This is a genomic window from Clostridium sp. HBUAS56017, assembly GCF_007115085.1.
GTDB lineage: Bacteria > Bacillota > Clostridia > Clostridiales > Clostridiaceae > Clostridium > Clostridium cibarium.
This window is the reverse complement of sequence record NZ_SULK01000012.1, coordinates 73,279-92,402: the sequence shown is the minus strand read 5'-3', so window position 1 is coordinate 92,402 and position 19,124 is coordinate 73,279. Positions and strand designations below refer to the sequence as shown.

26 protein-coding genes are annotated in these 19,124 nt (G+C 30.9%); 23 read left to right on the top strand and 3 right to left on the bottom strand.

Features of this window, described 5'->3' with window-relative positions; translation table 11 throughout:
- Window positions 1–51 precede the first annotated feature (51 nt).
- The 10 genes from FAY47_RS11720 (at window position 52) to FAY47_RS11675 (ending at window position 10,561) form a co-directional block, all read left to right on the top strand.
- Entirely contained in the window at window positions 52–696 is a 645-nt protein-coding gene (locus FAY47_RS11720; RefSeq protein ID WP_143316899.1) for a redox-sensing transcriptional repressor Rex, read from the top strand.
- 246 nt (window positions 697–942) lie between these two features.
- Window positions 943–1,725, top strand: coding sequence for a short-chain-enoyl-CoA hydratase (locus FAY47_RS11715; protein WP_143316898.1), 783 nt, complete (start codon window positions 943–945; stop codon window positions 1,723–1,725).
- A gap of 34 nt (window positions 1,726–1,759) precedes the next feature.
- Entirely contained in the window at window positions 1,760–2,899 is a 1,140-nt protein-coding gene (locus FAY47_RS11710) for an acyl-CoA dehydrogenase (protein ID WP_143316897.1), read from the top strand.
- 13 nt (window positions 2,900–2,912) lie between these two features.
- Window positions 2,913–3,692 carry an electron transfer flavoprotein subunit beta/FixA family protein gene (locus FAY47_RS11705; protein ID WP_143316896.1) on the top strand — a complete coding sequence of 260 codons (780 nt, stop codon included), beginning with the start codon at window positions 2,913–2,915 and terminating at the stop codon, window positions 3,690–3,692.
- 22 nt (window positions 3,693–3,714) lie between these two features.
- Window positions 3,715–4,722, top strand: coding sequence for an electron transfer flavoprotein subunit alpha/FixB family protein (locus FAY47_RS11700; protein WP_143316895.1), 1,008 nt, complete (start codon window positions 3,715–3,717; stop codon window positions 4,720–4,722).
- A 155-nt stretch (window positions 4,723–4,877) separates the two neighbouring features.
- Window positions 4,878–5,726, top strand: coding sequence for a 3-hydroxybutyryl-CoA dehydrogenase (locus FAY47_RS11695; RefSeq protein ID WP_143316894.1), 849 nt, complete (start codon window positions 4,878–4,880; stop codon window positions 5,724–5,726).
- Window positions 5,727–5,905: 179 nt separating this feature from the next.
- Window positions 5,906–7,072: an NADPH-dependent butanol dehydrogenase gene (locus FAY47_RS11690; protein ID WP_143316893.1), complete on the top strand. Its 1,167-nt coding sequence runs from the start codon at window positions 5,906–5,908 to the stop codon at window positions 7,070–7,072.
- A gap of 187 nt (window positions 7,073–7,259) precedes the next feature.
- Window positions 7,260–8,150, top strand: a complete 891-nt coding sequence (locus tag FAY47_RS11685) for a sulfide/dihydroorotate dehydrogenase-like FAD/NAD-binding protein (protein ID WP_143316892.1) — start codon at window positions 7,260–7,262, stop codon at window positions 8,148–8,150.
- Complete coding sequence (gene gltA / locus FAY47_RS11680) at window positions 8,151–9,539, top strand: NADPH-dependent glutamate synthase (protein ID WP_143316891.1); 1,389 nt, start codon at window positions 8,151–8,153, stop codon at window positions 9,537–9,539.
- Window positions 9,540–9,667: 128 nt separating this feature from the next.
- Complete coding sequence (locus tag FAY47_RS11675; RefSeq protein ID WP_143316890.1) at window positions 9,668–10,561, top strand: DNA glycosylase; 894 nt, start codon at window positions 9,668–9,670, stop codon at window positions 10,559–10,561.
- A gap of 66 nt (window positions 10,562–10,627) precedes the next feature.
- Here the strand turns inward: FAY47_RS11675 and FAY47_RS11670 are convergent, their stop codons facing one another.
- Together FAY47_RS11670 and FAY47_RS11665 are read right to left on the bottom strand one after the other, a co-directional pair.
- Complete coding sequence (locus FAY47_RS11670; RefSeq protein ID WP_143316889.1) at window positions 10,628–11,698, bottom strand: tyrosine-type recombinase/integrase; 1,071 nt, start codon at window positions 11,696–11,698, stop codon at window positions 10,628–10,630.
- Window positions 11,699–11,709: 11 nt separating this feature from the next.
- Complete coding sequence (locus tag FAY47_RS11665; protein WP_143316888.1) at window positions 11,710–12,078, bottom strand: helix-turn-helix transcriptional regulator; 369 nt, start codon at window positions 12,076–12,078, stop codon at window positions 11,710–11,712.
- 224 nt (window positions 12,079–12,302) lie between these two features.
- Here FAY47_RS11665 and FAY47_RS11660 point away from each other — a divergent pair, with 224 nt between their 5' ends.
- The 3 genes from FAY47_RS11660 (at window position 12,303) to FAY47_RS11650 (ending at window position 13,159) form a co-directional block, all read left to right on the top strand.
- Window positions 12,303–12,548, top strand: a complete 246-nt coding sequence (locus FAY47_RS11660; RefSeq protein WP_185966813.1) for a helix-turn-helix transcriptional regulator — start codon at window positions 12,303–12,305, stop codon at window positions 12,546–12,548.
- A complete protein-coding gene (locus FAY47_RS11655) occupies window positions 12,542–12,823 on the top strand; it encodes a transcription factor (protein ID WP_143316886.1) in 282 nt (93 codons plus the stop codon). The genes FAY47_RS11660 and FAY47_RS11655 overlap by 7 nt, the downstream gene beginning before the upstream one ends.
- Before the next feature lie 90 nt (window positions 12,824–12,913).
- A complete protein-coding gene (locus tag FAY47_RS11650; protein WP_143316885.1) occupies window positions 12,914–13,159 on the top strand; it encodes an AbrB/MazE/SpoVT family DNA-binding domain-containing protein in 246 nt (81 codons plus the stop codon).
- A gap of 162 nt (window positions 13,160–13,321) precedes the next feature.
- Here the strand turns inward: FAY47_RS11650 and FAY47_RS11645 are convergent, their stop codons facing one another.
- Window positions 13,322–13,822 carry a hypothetical protein gene (locus FAY47_RS11645; protein WP_207706239.1) on the bottom strand — a complete coding sequence of 167 codons (501 nt, stop codon included), beginning with the start codon at window positions 13,820–13,822 and terminating at the stop codon, window positions 13,322–13,324.
- A 101-nt stretch (window positions 13,823–13,923) separates the two neighbouring features.
- Between FAY47_RS11645 and FAY47_RS11640 the strand changes: the two genes are divergently transcribed.
- From FAY47_RS11640 to FAY47_RS11595, 10 genes are all read left to right on the top strand, one after another.
- Window positions 13,924–14,106, top strand: a complete 183-nt coding sequence (locus FAY47_RS11640) for a hypothetical protein (RefSeq protein ID WP_143316883.1) — start codon at window positions 13,924–13,926, stop codon at window positions 14,104–14,106.
- Between the two features lie 16 nt (window positions 14,107–14,122).
- Window positions 14,123–14,419, top strand: a complete 297-nt coding sequence (locus FAY47_RS11635) for a hypothetical protein (protein ID WP_143316882.1) — start codon at window positions 14,123–14,125, stop codon at window positions 14,417–14,419.
- Between the two features lie 2 nt (window positions 14,420–14,421).
- Window positions 14,422–14,793, top strand: a complete 372-nt coding sequence (locus tag FAY47_RS11630; protein WP_143316881.1) for a hypothetical protein — start codon at window positions 14,422–14,424, stop codon at window positions 14,791–14,793.
- Window positions 14,794–15,094: 301 nt separating this feature from the next.
- A complete protein-coding gene (locus FAY47_RS11625) occupies window positions 15,095–15,835 on the top strand; it encodes a hypothetical protein (protein ID WP_143316880.1) in 741 nt (246 codons plus the stop codon).
- A 14-nt stretch (window positions 15,836–15,849) separates the two neighbouring features.
- Window positions 15,850–16,221, top strand: a complete 372-nt coding sequence (locus FAY47_RS11620; RefSeq protein ID WP_143316879.1) for a hypothetical protein — start codon at window positions 15,850–15,852, stop codon at window positions 16,219–16,221.
- A 15-nt stretch (window positions 16,222–16,236) separates the two neighbouring features.
- The gene (locus tag FAY47_RS11615) at window positions 16,237–16,689 is read left to right on the top strand and encodes a hypothetical protein (protein WP_143316878.1); all 453 of its coding nucleotides are present in this window, start codon (window positions 16,237–16,239) and stop codon (window positions 16,687–16,689) included.
- Window positions 16,661–17,122 (top strand): RNA polymerase subunit sigma, encoded by a 462-nt coding sequence (locus FAY47_RS11610; RefSeq protein ID WP_243129611.1) that lies wholly within the window; start codon window positions 16,661–16,663, stop codon window positions 17,120–17,122. The genes FAY47_RS11615 and FAY47_RS11610 overlap by 29 nt, the downstream gene beginning before the upstream one ends.
- Before the next feature lie 186 nt (window positions 17,123–17,308).
- Entirely contained in the window at window positions 17,309–17,524 is a 216-nt protein-coding gene (locus FAY47_RS11605) for a hypothetical protein (RefSeq protein WP_143316877.1), read from the top strand.
- Window positions 17,521–18,063 (top strand): tyrosine-type recombinase/integrase, encoded by a 543-nt coding sequence (locus FAY47_RS11600; protein WP_143316876.1) that lies wholly within the window; start codon window positions 17,521–17,523, stop codon window positions 18,061–18,063. Before FAY47_RS11605 ends, FAY47_RS11600 begins: the two co-directional genes overlap by 4 nt.
- 252 nt (window positions 18,064–18,315) lie before the next feature.
- The gene (locus tag FAY47_RS11595) at window positions 18,316–19,056 is read left to right on the top strand and encodes a hypothetical protein (protein ID WP_143316875.1); all 741 of its coding nucleotides are present in this window, start codon (window positions 18,316–18,318) and stop codon (window positions 19,054–19,056) included.
- Window positions 19,057–19,124: the final 68 nt, after the last annotated feature.

The window sequence follows — 19,124 nt, the reverse complement described above, 5'->3', positions numbered from 1 at the left end:
AAAATGTTTAAAGATTGTTAAAATATAATTAGAAAAAAGAGGAGAAACAGTATGGAAAAGAAAAAAAATATTTCTATGGCTGTGATTAAGAGATTACCTAAGTATCATAGATATTTAAAAGAATTAATGGATAATGATGTAGATAGAATATCATCAAAGGAATTAGGTGAAAAAATAGGGTTTACAGCATCACAGATAAGGCAAGATTTGAATTGTTTTGGAGATTTTGGCCAACAAGGCTATGGATATAATGTTAGAGAATTATTTAACCAAATTAGAAGTATTCTTGGATTAGATAAAGAGTATAAAACTATTATAATCGGTGCAGGAAATATAGGGCAAGCTATAGCAAATTATACTGGTTTTCATAAATTAGGATTTCAATTAACAGGAATATTTGATGCAAATCCTAAGCTTGTTGGTATGAAAATTCAAGATATTGAAATTAGAGAAATAGATACATTGAAGGAACATTTGAAAGAGAACAGTATAGATATAGGAATAATATGTGTACCTAGAATTAATGCTCAAAGGGTATGTGATGTACTAGTTGAAGGCGGCGTAAAGGGTGTTTGGAACTTCGCTCCAGTGGATTTGAATGTACCAGAAGGTGTTACTGTTGAAAATGTTCATTTAAGTGAAAGCATGTTGACGTTAATATATTTATTACACAGTAAAGAAGAAATGGAACAGTAGAAAAAGGACCATGTAAAACCTTATTAAAATTAGCACAAAATCACATTTTATATATTGCAAAAAATTTAACAAAGTATTATAATTATAATTGAAGTTGAAAAACTTCGATTATTTTTTTGCTATAGATTGTTATAATATTAACAAATAAGCAAGAAAAGTAAGTAATAAAAGCAAGTATCTTGGTACTTTAAGGTGTAATAAGATATTTGAAATTAATTATTAAAGTATTTAAGGAGGCAAAAAGGCATGGAATTAAAGAATGTAATTCTTGAAAAAGAAAACCATTTAGCTATTGTAACTATCAATAGACCAAAGGCATTAAACGCTTTAAATTCAGAAACTTTAAAGGACCTTGACACTGTAATTGATGATTTAGAAAAAGATAACAACATCTATGCAGTTATTTTAACAGGTGCAGGAGAAAAATCTTTTGTAGCTGGTGCTGATATTGCAGAGATGAAAGATTTAAATGAACAACAAGGAAAAGAATTTGGTACATTAGGAAATAATGTATTCTTAAGATTAGAAAATTTAGATAAGCCAGTTATAGCTGCTATCTCAGGATTTGCATTAGGTGGCGGTTGTGAACTTGCTATGTCATGTGATATTAGAATAGCTTCAGAAAAGGCTAAATTTGCACAACCGGAAGCTGGACTTGGTATAACTCCAGGTTTTGGTGGAACTCAAAGACTTGCAAGAATAGTTGGAATGGGTAAAGCTAAAGAATTAATTTATACTTGCGATATGATTAAGGCTGATGAAGCTTTAAGAATAGGATTAGTTAATAAAGTAGTTGCTTTAGAAAACTTAATGGAAGAAGCAAGAACTATGGCAGCAAAGATTATTGCTAATGCTCCAATAGCAGTTAAGTTATGCAAAGATGCAATAAATAGAGGAATGCAAGTATCTATAGACAAAGCAGTTCAAATAGAAGCAGAAGATTTTGGAAAGTGTTTTAGCACAGAAGATCAAAAAGAAGGAATGGCTGCATTTATAGAGAGAAGAGATAAAAACTTCCAAAACAAATAAAATTGTTTTTGATATATTAAGGAGGGTAATTTAAATGAATTTCCAATTAACTAGAGAACAAGAATTAGTACAACAAATGGTTAGAGAATTTGCAGTAAATGAAGTTAAACCAATTGCTGCTGAAATCGATGAAACTGAAAGATTCCCAATGGAAAACGTGGAAAAGATGGGCAAGCTTGGAATGATGGGTATTCCATTTGCTAAAGAATTTGGTGGAGCAGGTGGAGATGTTCTTTCTTACATTATAGCTGTAGAAGAATTATCAAAAGTTTGCGCTACTACAGGAGTTATTTTATCAGCTCATACATCTTTATGTGCTTCAGTAATCAATGAAAATGGTACACCAGCACAAAAAGAAAAATATTTAGCTGATCTTTGCACTGGTAAGAAAGTTGGTGCTTTTGGATTAACTGAACCAGGAGCAGGTACAGATGCAGCAGGACAACAAACAACTGCAGTACTTGATGGAGATAACTATATATTAAATGGTTCAAAGATATTCATAACAAATGGTGGAGTTGCTGAAACTTTCATAATATTTGCTATGACAGATAAGAGCCAAGGAACTAGAGGAATATCTGCATTTATAGTAGAAAAATCATTCCCAGGATTCTCAGTAGGAAAGCTTGAAAACAAGATGGGAATTAGAGCATCTTCAACTACTGAGTTAGTTATGGAGAACTGTGTAGTACCAAAGGAAAACCTAATAGGTAAAGAAGGTAAGGGATTTGGTATAGCAATGAAGACTCTTGATGGAGGAAGAATTGGTATAGCTGCTCAAGCTTTAGGTATTGCAGAAGGAGCTTTTGAAGAAGCTGTTAATTACATGAAAGAAAGAAAACAATTTGGTAGACCATTATCAGCATTCCAAGGATTACAATGGTATATAGCTGAAATGGACGTTAAGATAGAAGCTGCTAAGCATTTAGTATACAAAGCAGCATGCAAGAAGCAAGCTGGAGAACCATATTCAGTAGATGCTGCAAGAGCTAAATTATTAGCTGCAGATGTTGCAATGGAAGTTACAACTAAGGCTGTTCAAATCTTTGGTGGATATGGTTACACTAAAGAATATCCAGTTGAAAGAATGATGAGAGATGCTAAGATAACTGAAATCTATGAAGGAACTTCAGAAGTTCAAAAGATGGTTATTGCAGGAAGCATATTAAGATAGGAGGACTTTTAGAATGAAAATAGTAGTTTGTGTAAAACAAGTTCCAGATACTACAGCAGTAAAAATAGATCCTGTAAAAGGAACATTAATTAGAGATGGTGTTCCATCAATAATGAATCCAGAAGATAAACACGCTTTAGAAGCTGCACTTCAATTAAAAGAAATTCATGGCGGAACAGTAACAGTTGTAAGCATGGGTCTTCCAATGGCTAAAGCAACTTTAAGAGAAGCTTTATGTATGGGAGCTGATGAAGCTATATTATTAACTGATAGATGTCTTGGTGGAGCTGATACATTAGCAACATCTAAGTCTTTAGCAGGAGTTATAGCAAAATTAGATTATGATGTAGTACTTGCTGGAAGACAAGCAATTGATGGAGATACTGCACAAGTTGGACCAGAAATAGCTGAACACTTAGGAATTCCTCAAGTAACTTATGTTCAAGATGTTAAGGTTGAAGGCGATAGCTTAATAGTAAACAGAGCTTTAGAAGATGGATACCAAGTAGTTGAAGTTAAGACTCCATGTCTATTAACTGCAATAGAAGAATTAAATGCACCAAGATACATGCATGTTGCTAATATATTTGCAACTAATGATGACCAAATTAAGGTTATGTCAGCAGATGACATAGATGTAGATAAGGCTGAACTAGGACTTAAGGGTTCACCTACAAAGGTTAAGAAGTCAATGACTAAGGAAGTTAAGGGATCAGGAGAATTAGTTAAAGAATCACCTAAAAACGCAGCATATTATGTTGTAGGAAAATTAAAAGAAAAACACTACATCTAGGATAATAGGAGGGTAATTTATTATGAATATAGCAGATTACAAAGGCGTTTGGGTCTTTGCTGAACAAAGAGAAGGCGAATTACAAAAAGTATCTTTAGAACTACTTGGTGAAGGTAGAAGAGTTGCTGATAAATTAGGAGTAAAGTTAACAGCTTTATTACTTGGAAATAACATAGAAGGATTATCTAAGACTTTAGCAGAACACGGAGCTGATGAAGTTTTAGTTGCAGATCATAAAGATTTAGAACACTATACAACAGATGCTTACACAAAGGTAATTTGTGACTTAGCTACAGAAAGAAAGCCAGGAATATTATTTGTAGGAGCTACTTTCATCGGAAGAGATTTAGGTCCAAGAATAGCTGCTAGATTATCTACAGGATTAACAGCTGACTGTACATCAATCGATGTTGAAGTTGAAAATGGTGATCTTTTAGCTACAAGACCAGCATTTGGTGGTAACTTAATGGCAACAATTGCTTGTCCAGAACATAGACCACAAATGGCTACAGTAAGACCAGGTGTTTTTGCAACAGTTAAGACTGACGCATCAAACTGTAAGATAGAAAAAGTTGAAGTTAAGTTAACTGATAGTGATCTTAGAACTAAAGTTTTAGAAACTATTAAGTCTAAAAAAGATATCATTGATATAGCTGAAGCTGAATTTATAGTAGCAGGTGGTAGAGGGGTTCAAAATAAAGAAAACTTCGCACTACTTGAAGAATTAGCAAAAGTTCTAGAAGGAACTGTAGCAGGATCAAGAGCTGCTGTTGAAAATGGATGGATTGATGGAGCTTATCAAGTTGGTCAAACTGGTAAGACTGTAAAACCTAAAATATATATAGCTTGTGGTATTTCAGGAGCTATACAACACGTTGCTGGTATGCAAGATTCAGAACTTATTATAGCAGTTAATAAGGATGAATCAGCTCCAATAATGAAGGTTGCAGATTATGCAATAGTTGGAGATCTTGTAAAGGTAGTACCAGAATTAATAGCTCAATTTAAAGAGGTTAAGAGTGCAGAATAATTTGCAGTTATTATAACTTTTGAATTAGGTAGTTTGATTTAGTGAAAAATAATAAGGTTAAAATTTAAATAATATACACAATAGACAATGCACATTGAGTAATAATTTTATTAATTGTGCATTGTAAGTTGTGAATTGATTAGGAGGAATAATCTATGAAAAAGGTTTTCGTACTTGGTGCAGGAACAATGGGTGCTGGAATAGTTCAAGCATTCGCACAAAAGGGTTGTGAAGTAATCGTAAGAGATATTAAAGATGAATTCGTACAAAGAGGGATAGCTGGAATAGCTAAGGGATTAGAAAAGCAAGTAGCTAAAGGAAAGATGACTGAAGAAGATAGAGAAGCAGTGCTTTCTAGAATTTCAGGAACAACTGACATGAAGTTAGCTGCTGACTGTGATTTAGTTGTAGAAGCTGCTGTTGAAAACATGAAGATTAAGAAAGAAATATTTGCTGAATTAGATGAAATCTGTCAAGAATCAACTATATTAGCTTCAAATACTTCTTCTTTATCAATAACAGAAGTTGCTTCAGCTACTAAGAGACCAGACAAGGTTATAGGAATGCACTTCTTTAACCCAGCTCCAGTAATGAAGTTAGTTGAAATCATAAAAGGAATAGCTACATCACAAGAAACTTTTGATGCAGTTAAGGAATTATCATTAGCAATTGGAAAAGAACCTGTAGAAGTTGCAGAAGCTCCAGGATTTGTAGTTAACAGAATTCTTATTCCTATGATAAACGAAGCTATAGGAATTTATGCTGAAGGTATTGCTTCAGTTGAAGATATAGATACAGCTATGAAATATGGTGCTAACCACCCAATGGGACCTTTAGCATTAGGAGATTTAGTTGGATTAGATATCGTTCTAGCTATTATGGACGTTTTATACAATGAAACAGGAGATTCTAAGTATAGAGCTCATAGCTTACTTAGAAAGTATGTAAGAGCAGGATGGTTAGGTAGAAAGACTGGAAAAGGATTCTACGATTATTCTAGATAGTAATTTTAAGAGTTATCTCAAAAGAGATAGCTCTTTTTTTGCAATAAATTGAGCTAAATTAATCCATTTAAATTTGTTTTATTATGCAATAAAATTAGAAAATGGATATTGACCGTACATTTACAAATATACTACAAAATGGTAAAATATAAGTATTAAGTTATGGAGGTTTTAGAAGAATGATGAGATTTACATTACCAAGAGACATTTATTATGGAAAAGGTTCCATGGAACAATTAAAATCTATAAAAGGAGAAAGAGCTGTCCTTGTTCTTGGAGGAGGATCAATGAGAAAGTTTGGATTCGTTGATAAAGCTCTGGATTATTTAAAAGCAGCAGGAATTGAAGTAAAACTTATTGAAGGTGTTGAGCCAGATCCATCCGTAGAAACAGTGCTAAGAGGTGCTGAAGTTATGAGAGACTTTAATCCAGATTGGATTATAGCAATGGGTGGTGGATCTCCAATTGATGCAGCAAAGGCTATGTGGGTATTTTATGAACATCCGAAACTATCCTTTGATGATATAAAGGATCCTTTTACAATACCAGAACTTAGAAGTAAGGCTAAGTTTTTAGCTATACCATCAACTAGTGGAACAGCTACAGAAGTAACAGCATTTTCAGTAATAACAGATTATAAGACAGAGATTAAATATCCATTAGCTGATTTTAATATAACTCCTGATATGGCTATAGTTGACTCAGAACTAGCTGAGACAATGCCACCAAGATTAACAGCACATACAGGAATGGATGCTTTAACTCATGCTATAGAAGCATATGTTGCAACATTACATTCACCATTTACTGATCCATTAGCTCTAAAAGCTATTGAGATGGTTAAAGAATATTTAGCTAAATCTTATGATGGTGATAATGTAGGCAGAGAACAAATGCATTATGCTCAATGTATGGCAGGAATGGCATTTTCTAATGCACTACTCGGAATTTGTCATAGTATGGCTCATAAGACAGGTGCGGTATTCCATATTCCTCATGGATGTGCAAATGCTATTTATTTGCCATATGTAATTGAATTTAACAAGAAAGAATCTTTAAGTAGGTATGCAGAAATAGCTAAAAAGATTGGACTAGCTGGAAATACTGAAGAAGAATTAGTAGATTCATTAATAAATATGATAGATGAATTTAATAAGAAGATGGGAATACCACAAACATTAAAAGAATACGGTATAGATAAGGAAAAATTTGATTCAAGTATTGATTTGATTGCAGAGAGAGCTATAGCAGATGCATGTACTGGTTCAAATCCAAGAAAAATAAACAAAGATGAGATGAAAAAAATATTCCGATGTGCCTATGATGGAACAAAAGTAGATTTTTAGATTATAAATGATGAATAAAGTCATAATTGTGTAAGCGATTATGACTTTTATCTTTCGAAAAATTGAATTCAAATAAAAACCATAATATATATAAACAACCAAATTAGTTAAAAATAGTTGAATAATTGTTGGAAATTAATGTATAATAGCTATAAAGAACTAAATATGTATTCGTGGAGGCGAAAATATGTATAAGATAGTTAAAAAAGAAAAGCTTAATGAAAATACTTATTTGATGGATGTTGAAGCTCCAAGGGTTGCAAGATCGGCTAAACCTGGGCAATTCATAATTGTAAAGATGGATGAAGAAGGAGAACGTATTCCATTAACTATATGCGATTATGATAAGGAGAAAGGTATAGTAACTATTGTATTTCAAGTTATAGGAGAATCAACTAAAGAGATGGCTGAATATGAGGTTGGAGAATATTTTCAAGATTTTGTTGGACCTTTAGGAAAACCTTCTGAACTAATGGATAAAGAATTAGAAGAACTTAAAAATAAAAAAATAATATTTGTGGCAGGGGGAGTAGGTACAGCCCCTGTTTATCCTCAAGTTAAATGGTTATTTTCAAAAGGGATAAAGGCAGATGTTATAGTTGGTGCAAGAAACAAAGATATTGTAATTTTAGAAAAAGAGATGAAAGAGGTTGCAGGAAATTATTATTTAGCAACTGATGATGGATCATCAGGATACAAAGGATTAGTTACAGACAAGTTGAAAGATTTAGTAAATAAAGACGGAAAAAGATATGACTTAGTAATAGCAATTGGGCCTATGATAATGATGAAGTTTGTTACTTTATTAACTAAAGAATTAAATATACCTACTGTAGTTAGCTTAAATCCAATTATGGTAGATGGAACAGGTATGTGCGGAGCTTGTAGAGTATCTGTGGGAGGAAAAATCAGATTTGCTTGTGTAGATGGACCGGAATTTGATGGGCATTTAGTAAATTTTGATGAAGCTATGAGAAGACAAGCTATGTATAAAACAGAAGAAGGACGAGCAATCTTAAAAGAAAAAGAAGGAGATACTCATCATGGTGGTTGTGGAGTTTGTGGAGGTGATAGATAAATGGATAGAATGAAAAGAATTCTAGTTCATGAACAAGATCCTAAAGTTAGAGCAGCAAATTTTAAAGAGGTTTGCTTAGGATATAATAAAGAGGAGGCAGTGGAGGAAGCTAATAGGTGTTTAAATTGTAAAAATCCAAATTGTGTGAAAAAATGTCCTGTTAATATAGAAATTCCTAAGTTTATTGCAAAGGTTAAAGAAGGCAGTTTTGAAGATGCAGCGAAAATTATAGCTAAATCTTCGGCTTTACCATCTGTATGTGGTAGAGTATGTCCTCAAGAATCGCAATGTGAAGGAAATTGTGTGCTTGGAATAAAAGGCGAAGCCGTTTCAATAGGGAAGTTGGAAAGGTTTGTTGCAGATTGGGCTAGAGAAAATAACATAGATTTATCAGAAACTTTGCCTAAGAATGGTAAAAAAGTTGCAGTTATAGGAAGTGGACCAGCTGGACTTACTTGTGCTGGCGATCTAGCAAAGTTAGGATATGAGGTAACGATATTTGAGGCTTTGCACGAAGTTGGAGGAGTTTTAGTTTATGGCATTCCGGAATTTAGACTACCTAAAGAAACAGTAGTAAAAGGTGCAGTTGAAAATGTTAAAAAACTTGGAGTAAAAATAGAGACAAACGTTATAGTTGGTAGAACTGTAACTATAGACGAGTTATTTGAAAATGAAGGTTTTCAAGCTGTGTTTATAGGATCAGGAGCAGGTCTTCCAAGGTTTATGGGAATACCAGGAGAGAATGCAAATGGTGTTTGTTCGGCCAATGAATTTTTAACTCGAAATAATTTAATGAAGGCATTTAAAGATGAATATAAAACTCCAATTAGAGTTGGTAAAAAAGTTGCTGTAGTCGGAGGAGGAAATGTGGCTATGGATGCTGCAAGAACAGCATTAAGATTAGGTGCTGAGGTTCATATAGTTTACAGAAGAAGTGAATCAGAGCTCCCTGCAAGGATTGAGGAAGTACATCATGCTAAGGAGGAAGGGGTAATATTCGACCTTCTTACAAATCCAACGGAAATCCTTCAAGATGAAAAAGGATGGGTTACTGGAATGAAGTGCGTCAAGATGGAGCTTGGAGAACCAGATGAATCAGGAAGAAGAAGACCTGTAGCAGTTGATGGATCTGAATTTGTACTAGATGTAGATACTGTAATAATGTCACTTGGTACATCTCCAAATCCGTTAATATCTTCAACTACTAAGGGGTTAGATATAAATAAGAGACAATGTATTATTGCGTCCGAGGATACTGGAATTACTTCTAGAGAAGGAGTATTTGCAGGAGGAGATGCAGTAACAGGTGCTGCAACAGTAATTTTAGCTATGGGAGCAGGAAAGAAAGCAGCAAAAGGAATTCATGATTACTTATCAAAAGGAGCTTAGTTTGTTTGGGTTGATAATAGAAAAAGTGGCTTGGCCACTTTTTTTATATGGTATAATTAATATTTATTGTTAAATAATATTTAATGTATGATATAATTATACATATAAATTTAGAAAAAGGTGATTAAATGGATTATACTAACGTAATTTATGAAAAAGATAAAATAGTACTTGAAGGTGTTAAAAACTTTAATATAAAGCAAGTAGTTGAATGTGGCCAGTGTTTTAGATGGGAAAAAGTTAAGGAGTTAAATTATATAGGAGTTGCTCATGGCAGAGTTATAGAGGTTATTCAAAGCGATGATAATGTAACAATACTAAATAGTAACGAAGAGGATTTTAAAAACATATGGTTTGATTATTTTGATTTGGAAAGAGATTATAGTAAGGTAAAAGAATCTTTAGCTAATGATGAAATATTAAGTAAAAGTGTTGAATATGGATATGGGATTAGAATTTTAAAGCAAGAACCATTTGAAATTCTTATAAGCTTTATAATTTCTGCCAGAAACAGTATTCCATCAATAATGAAAACAATAAAAAAGATAGCTGAAAAATGGGGTAAGCCTATAGAATATAAAGGAAATACATATTATACATTTCCTACTCCAGGTGAATTGAAAGATGCTACATTGGAAGAAATACAAGAGACAGGAGCATCTTTTAGAAGTAAGTACATATTAGATACAATAAATAATGTAAATAGTGCTAAAAGATTAGGAGACTATGATTTAGACTACATAGCAAGTTTGCCTGCAGATGAATGTCATGAAGAATTGCAAAAATTCAAAGGTGTTGGGGCAAAGGTGGCAGACTGTATTATGTTATTTTCTATGAAAAAATATTCATCTTTCCCTGTAGATGTATGGGTAAAAAGAGCTATGATGCATTTTTACAATGCGGAAGAAGGTTCTCTTAATAAAATTAGAATATTTGCAAGAAATAAATTTGGTGAGGTATCAGGTTTTGCGCAACAATATCTTTTTTATTATGCTAGAGAAAACAAAATAAAGGTAGATTAGGCTTGAAATATCAAGAGTTTAGAGTTGTAAAATGCAATTCGTCAAAAGAAACGTCAAAAATAAATTTTAAAAAATATTATTTATTATATTTGTAGCATTATTCAACATTTCATCAGTAACATGGGAGTATGTTTTCATAGTTTGCTCAACATCATGCCCCATTAATTTAGCTACTGTTTTAAAATCTATATTTCTAGCGATTAGACTTGTTGCATAAGTATGCCTAAATTCATGAATAGATAAATCATATCCTATTTTTTTTGTATAATTTCTTAACATTACGGTTAAACCGGATATGCATTTATAAACTATAATTCTTTGACTTATATCTATTGGATTGCTTTTTTGCCATTCTGAAAGCAAGCTTCTTACATAAGGTGGTAGCGGTATGGTCCTATATGAATTTTGAGTTTTAAGAGGACCAAAGCCTACAGTTTTATAATCTATATTTTTCCATTGGATATCAATTGTTATAGTATTATTTATAAAATCTATTTTATTCCATTTCAATCCTAAAATTTCACCGATTCTTAACCCGCACATACCTGCTAAAGAGAAAATAACTTTATATTTTAAATTTTTTGTTTTAGATATTAAGTCCTTAAGTTCAAATTCCGTTAATGCCTTTTTCTTACTAGGTTCCTTTTTAGACTTTATTTCAAGATTGACCGCAGGAGATTTAGAAAGAATGTTGTATTTGATTTGAGCACTGTTGAATATTGCTGTAATTCTATTTTTATAGGTTTTAATAGTTCCATAGGACAAATCTTTTTTTGTCATACTATCAATACAATTTTGAATATGAATAGTAGTTATTTCGCTCATTTCCATATTATATAAAGGTTTAAAATGATTTAGTGCCATATTGTACAGTTTTACAGTGTTATCTTGCATATGAAGTTTAATATGGGCTAAATACATGTCTTTAAATTTCTCAAATGTTAATCCATTTAATTCTTGATTTAAATTTTCAGAATCCTTCAATTCTTTTAAAGCTTTTTCGGCAAATGGCTTTGATTCGCTTTTTGTTCTAAAACCTTGCTTTGACTTTACTTGTTTCCATTTTCCGTTTTCTTTTCTAGAAATAATGTATTGCCATCCTTTATTCTTTTTTCTATAAGTGATATTGTACTCCATTTTCACTCCTCCTATTTATTATTTTCGTCAATAAATATATCAAGCATTTTAATAACTTTTTGACGATCTTCTTCTGAAAGTTTACTAACTTTTTGAAATAATACTTTCATATCACCTTCTAGCAAATTAAGTTTATGATCTATAGATTCTTTTTTAGTTTGCATATCTTTTAAACTTAAGTCATTTGAATCATCTAACAATTGACTTACTGATACATTTAGTGCACTTGCTAATAATTTTAAGTTGTCAATGCTTGGATTCCTACGTTTGTTTTCTATATCGGATATAAAGGATATAGAAAGACCTGTTTTTGAATTAAGTTCTCTTAATGTTAATTTATTTAATTTCCTAAGTGATTTAATTTTTTCTCCAATACTCATTGATGTATCTCCTTTATTTAATGATAATAGTATAAAATATTACGCCGAAGGTGTAAAGTGTCACAATAAGCGTAATTTAAAGCAAAATGGAAAATATGGAAGGATAATAGAGTTATTCTCTTGTATTCTTTCTTTTTTGTCTTAAAGCGTAAAAAATGAGAATTGTATTTACTCGACAAGAGTAATAAAATTTACTCATGGAGAGTAAATGGGAGGTGAGATACATGGAATTAATGGATAAGTTCAGGGAAGAAATGATAAAAGCCAGAAAAAAGAACAATCTAAGTAAAAGTGATTTAGCTAGAATGATCTCAAAGAGTCCAAGCCTTATTTGTGATATAGAATCAAAAAGGAAAAATCCTAGTTTGCAAACAGCTGTTGACATAGCCAATATATTAGGGTTATCGCTAGATAAAATTTTTATGAGAAAATTACTCCTAGAGAGTAAAAAGGGAGGGCATGTATGTTAAGAACTTTGGTAACAAGAAAAGAATTGATGGAACGATGGGGATTAAGCTATAACACTATTTGCAATTATGAATCTAATGGAACATTGACAAGAAATCCGAATTTTGAAAGTCCTATGTATTACATGGAAGAAATAATCAAAATAGAATCACTCCATGGGACTAATCCTTTATCACCAATGGAAAGGATACGAAAAGATAAAAAAATTGAAGAGTTAGAAAAGGAATTAAGTTTTTATAAAGAAAAATTTGATGTGTTAAAAACTATGTTATCTTAACATAACAAATAATCGGACAATAATTTTTTAACTTAAGAGCAATTATAACTAGTAATTTTTAGTTTAAATAAATTTGAGGAGGAAAAGGAAATGAAAAGTACAGGAGTAGTAAGAAATTTAGACCAATTAGGAAGGATAGTTCTACCAATAGAACTAAGAAGAAACTTTGAATTAAAGGAAGGAGATTCATTAGAAATTTATACAGAAGGAGAAACAATAATATTAAAGAAATATGAGCCAGCGTGTGTATTTTGTGGAGAAGCGAGTGGAGTAGTTAATTTTAAAGGAAAGAACGTATGTAAAGAGTGTTTAAGAGAAATAAAGGGGGGAAGGTAATGGTAAATAAAAAAGAGACTGCTCCAGAAGTACCAGTTCAATTAAAGTAACTAAGGAGAGAACTCAATGAAAGATATATTATTGTTATGGTTTATCACACATTCGATACTTCTGTGTACCAATAAAAAATATCGAATGTATGAAATAGAGTTATTAAAGAGCTTAGGAAGGTAATAAGTGCATTATATAATCAACGATTTGCGTTCTTAATATAAGAGCTATAGGTGCAATAAACCACCAAATACATTGAAGTAGTTTCACTATAACTGATTCAGCATTTAATCCTAAGTAAGTCAAAAATCTCTTTGGTAAGAAAATCAATGAATTTATCCAATAGATAGGACTAAAGGTTTCAAAAATCCTGCTGCGATATACGCCAATTGCTTCGTGAAACATTCTTGTAATATTAACTGCAAAATCTTCATAAGCAGATGGGAAAGAATTCATTATCGAGGCGTTAAAACTAGCAATTCTTCCATATCCTATTTTAGAGGTAGTTGGAATATATGCGTCTTTTATATCAGCATTTTTGAAAAGAGTGATGATAGCCCTTCTATATGTAACTAGAGACATATCTCTATCTTGAAATAACCATAGAGTATATCTTTTATAAAAGTATTTAACTTTTATAAAAGCAATTATGTTTATAACTAATTTATACAAAATGATTACTAAAAAAATGTAAAAGTATTTTATAGTAACACCCCCTTTCAACAATATTTTACCATATGTTGAGGGAAGTAATAAATATTAGGAGGACTAAAATGTATGATTTGGTAAAAGTATGTACAGGTACATTAACGATTCTCTATCTAATAGTGCTCTTTGCATTGTTCTTTAGAGAAATGACAATAAGCAGAAAAACTAAGGGAATAGTTATCAATACAACATTAACAATATTGACATTAATAAGTCTAATTTATGTTGCAGGAAGTTTCTTAAATTAAATAAGGAGGAATGAAAATGGCTAAAAAAAGTAGAACAGCAGAAGCAACTAATTATATTAAAGCAAACTTTGAAAAAAAGACAAAAGAAAAATTAATTAAAAAAGTTTCAGAAAAATTTAATTTAAAAGAATCAGGAGTAAAGGTTATATATGCATTATGCGAGGAAAGCATTTATTTAAATATGAAGATATTAGCTGATGAGAATAGAGAAAAAAGAGAGCGAGAAGCAGCAAAGAAAAAAGAAGAATTTTTCAAAGGAAGGAAACGACAGAAGATAGCAATAGATGATACTAAGTTATTTGCGATGGTATAAGCATGAGGGAAATACATTACTGTGAAATATGCGGAGCAAACTATGCAGAATTACATCATATTGTGTTTAAAAGTGAGTGTAAGGCTCTAGAAGATAGCGAGTTTAATTTTACTTACTTATGTTACTGCCATCACAGAGACCATAAAAAGGGAGCACATCATAATAAGCAATTAAACAAGGAACTTAAATTAAGAGTTCAGGAAGAACTATTTAGAAGATTAGAAAAAGAAGAGTTATTAAGAGAAGAGATACAAGAAGCACTAGAACTTAGTGATAAAAACATGTACAAGCTATTAAAAAGTGTGCTACCTAAGTATGGTAAGTACAACAAGGAAGAAATAATAATAGCTTGCATGGGAGGAAGACTTTATTGAAAGAAGTTATCAATAAAACTATTACAAAAAAATACACATTGCAAGCTTTGGACGGGTTGCAATGTGTGTGAAGCCTGATAAAAAACTTCATATTTATTATAGCTAATTTTTGGTTGTAATACAAGGTTTTATTTGGCTCGTAATAGGTGTAATTTTATCCAAAATAATTTGAATTTTAGTTTATATATTAATCAAAAAAATAGCGGATTTAAGCCGCATTTAAGACTTGATAAACGTATTATCTTTAGAACAATATATGACTTTAAATTTAAATTATGTAGACAAAAGAAAGGTGAGAGTTATGCCATATATAGAGAGTATATGTAAAGCAGGAAAAACTATAGAGATAGAAAGATACTATACAAGCATATTTAAGAAAAAAGGGATTAAGAGAGCAGATAAGGTAAAACCCACTAGAGAAGAACAAAAGAAAATTAATTATAAACAAGCAGAGAAAAAATTGAGATGGAAGATAAATGAAAACTTTCAAGGAGGAGATTTTCATCTTGTACTTGGATATGAAAAAGATAAAAGACCAGGAACAAAAGAGGAAATGAGAAAGGATGCTAATAAGTTTTTAAGGTCACTTAGAAATGAATTTAAAAAGCAAGGGAAAGAACTTAAGTATATTCATGTGATGGAAATAGGAAGTAAAGGAGCAATGCATCATCATTTGGTAATAAATAAGATAGATTTAGAGATTATAAGAAAATGTTGGACAAAAGGTAGACCGCAGATTTTTCCTTTGGATGATTCTGGACAATATAGAGACTTAGCAAGTTATTTAATAAAACAAACATCTACAACTAAAGAAATGCAAAACAAGAGATGGAATTGCAGTAAAAACCTAGTTATGCCAGAACCTGAAAAAAAGGAGATATCATATAGGGAATATTTCAGAGTAGAGGCAAAAGCTAAAAAAGGATATTACGTAGATAAAGATACAGTAGAAACAGGAGTTCATAATCCAGAATATAGTGGGTATGGATTCTTCAGATATACGCTTATAAAAATACAGACAAGTAATAAGAGATTAAATTGAAGAGGTGGAGAGAAATGATAGAAAAGGCAATAGAAAAAATAAAGAAAGAAATGGAGAAAAATAAGAATCCATATGTCCAAGCGATTGGAAATTACTTATTAAAGCAGATAGAAATCAATAAAGATGCGGCAGAAAAAATTGTTAATGGAGAAACAATAGAGAAGAGTTTAAAAGAAGTTGAGAAGGTTGCTAAAAAGAAAGCTGTTAAGAATTGTGCAGTGCTAGAAGATAGGGAAGTATACAAACTTGTTAGGAAATTTTATGGCTTTGAAGCTGTACAGGATAAGATGCTTAAGGTAGAAGCAGAAGAGGTTAAACCGGTAGTAAAAGAGCCAATAACTCAACATAAGAATTTTAGCGTTAATTTAAAAGATTTATTAGTATAGGGGTGACTTGAAATTATGTGTGAAAAAGAAAAGTTAGAAATAGAACAATTGTTAGAACACTTTAGAGCAGGTGTATCAGAAGAAGTAAAAGATTTTACTATAAATACAGCATTGAAGAGTAGTAGGTATCTCTTTATAAGAAAAGAAATATATAATATGCATTTAAATGGTAGAGCAGTGAAACAAAAGAGGTATTTTGCATATTGTACTCATTGTAAAAAAGAGTATGAAATTAGTGGAGAATTAAGTTATAAGGATTGGTGTATTATAAAACATTCCTTGGAATTAAGAGTTGAAATAAGTCAAGGAGCTATGGCTGCAGTAGATAAAGCAATAGAAAATTTAGATGAAAGTAAATATTCTATTGAAAAGGTTAAGAAGCAAAGAAAAGAATTGGGGGAAGAAAAAAGAACGCTTGAAAGAATTACTAAGATTGTAGATGAATTTAAAGAATACATTGGAAGGTGAGAGTATGGACAATAAAGAAAAAATAGCAGAATTAAGAGCATATAAGCTAAGAGAACGAGATATAGAAGATATGGAACTAAAAATTAAAGACTTAGAATTGGGAGATAGTTTAGGAAGTCCAAGCTTTGAAGAAAAGGTACAAACATCAATGAAATGTAAAAACAATGATTTTGCGATGAATCAGATAGAAACACTTAGGATAGAGATAGAAAGGAAAAAAATAGCTAACAAAAGAGTAGATAATGCATTAAAAAGATTAGATATAATTTCTAGCCCTCAAAGTGAAAAAATTGAAAGGGAAGATAAAGAAGTTATAATGAAAGCATTAATAGAAAATCAGAGTATAACAAGAACAGCACAAGAATTACGAAGAAGTAATAAAAGCATAAAGAAAGCTATTGAGAGAGGTTTAAATAAGATTAAATTTGTATAAGGGTACTAGCAAGGGTACTAGCAAAGGTACACTAAAGGTAATGTAAAAAGTATCTAGTAAGGGAAAGAATTATGTAGTATATTAATATTATTAAAAGACATAGAAAGCACTTAGGTTTTAATAATCTAGGTGCTTTTTTAATGCAACAAAATAAATATAGTGTTGTACACATAAGGAGGTGAGAATGTGCTAAAACAATACACTATATTAAAATGCTTAAGATGCAATAAAACTACTATAGTTTTAACAAATGAGATTGAGAGTGGAAGATATTTAGTATGTTCTCATTGCTCTAGTAAAAATGTTAGAAAAGCTATTCAAACAGATGATTTAAGGGAGTGTATGAAAGAATCAGCATACAAAAGAAAACATGGCGCTATAAGGCAGGTGATGCATATATGAATTTTGTAGAGCCGATAAGAGATGCAGATATATTTCATGATATTCAGGCAACTGTAAAAAGGGAAAGTCTTAGAAATTATGTTCTAATAATGACAGGTACTTATACAGGATTGAGAATATCAGATATATTAAAACTTAAAGTTAAAGATGTTAAGGATAAGAAGTATATAGACATTAAAGAAAAAAAGACAGGTAAAAGAAATCTAATTGAAATTAATCCAAAACTAAGGGGGATTTATAAAGAATACTGCTTTGAAATGGATCAAGAAGATTATTTATTTAGAAAAAGCAATATTAATAAGGCTATATCAAGGACAATGGCATGGAAGATAATGAAAGATATAGGTGATAGATTCGGAGTTGAAAATCTAGGAACACATACATTAAGAAAAACATTTGGATTTCATTACTATAAACAAACAGGAGATATAGCAACATTGATGCAGATGTTTAATCATTCTAAAGAATCAATTACTTTAAAATACATTGGAATAAATCAAGATAAAATGAATCAAGCTAGAAGGGATTTTGACATATAAATCTTTTTTTATTTTCTCTAAAAGTAAACACAATGAGGAAATGTTACTTGGTGGAATTAAAAAAGGCATTTAAGCGTTAAAAATAAATGCTTTAGAAATGATTAGAAAAAGTTAACACAATATGTATTAAGTCAAATTTATTTAGTAAAAAGTTTAATATTAAATTCTTTTAAAAATTCGTAAAAAAGACTTCTTTTTTGAAGGAATTAACAAAGTTGTGTAGAAATGTATAAGTAAAAGGAGAGTTGAAATATGAGTGAGGAAGATATTTTATTTTTAATTGTAAAGTTTGGGGAAAAGAAACATATAGAAGAACTGATGAATGGAAAGTTATATACAAGAAGATTAAAGTATTATAGAAATTATGAAAAAGAACTTGGAGATAAATCAAGGGGAGATATCAATGAGGGAACACAAATACTAAATGATGTGGAGTTTAGTTTTATTGATCCTAAAAGTAATTTAACTTTATTTAGTGGTAATGGAAAGGCTAGAATAACATATGATGATGTGGATAAAATGCCTGTTTTTTGTTCATGCTGCATTCTAAAGAAAGATTTAGAATTTATAAGAGAAGATGAGGAGTTTAATATTTATGAATTGAACTTTGAGAAAATCTTAGGAGATACATTTGGTGAAAGTTATTGGGATACTGCATCGTTAATTGAGCCAAATTATTTTTTTGAGCAAATTAAAACATGCTGTGAAAAAGAGAATATTGCAATGACAGGTGAAAAGGTGACTTACTATGATAATAAAATAAATTTACAGGATTTAAATAAAAGTGTTGAAAAAGATTTTAAGAATATTGCATTTTGGAAAGATAATTCATACAAAAAACAAAAAGAACATAGAATACTTTTTCAAAATAGAATGTTAGAAAATAATTCAGATAGTTTTGTTTTAGATGTAGGAAGCCTAGAAGGACATGGGCAAATGTATACTAAGGAAGAATTAAAGAGAACTGTATTAGAAGTAGGAATAAGAAAATAATATTTAAAAATTAAGAACTCTAGAAATAGGGTTCTTTTATTATGCAACAAAATAGAAAGAAGGTAGGT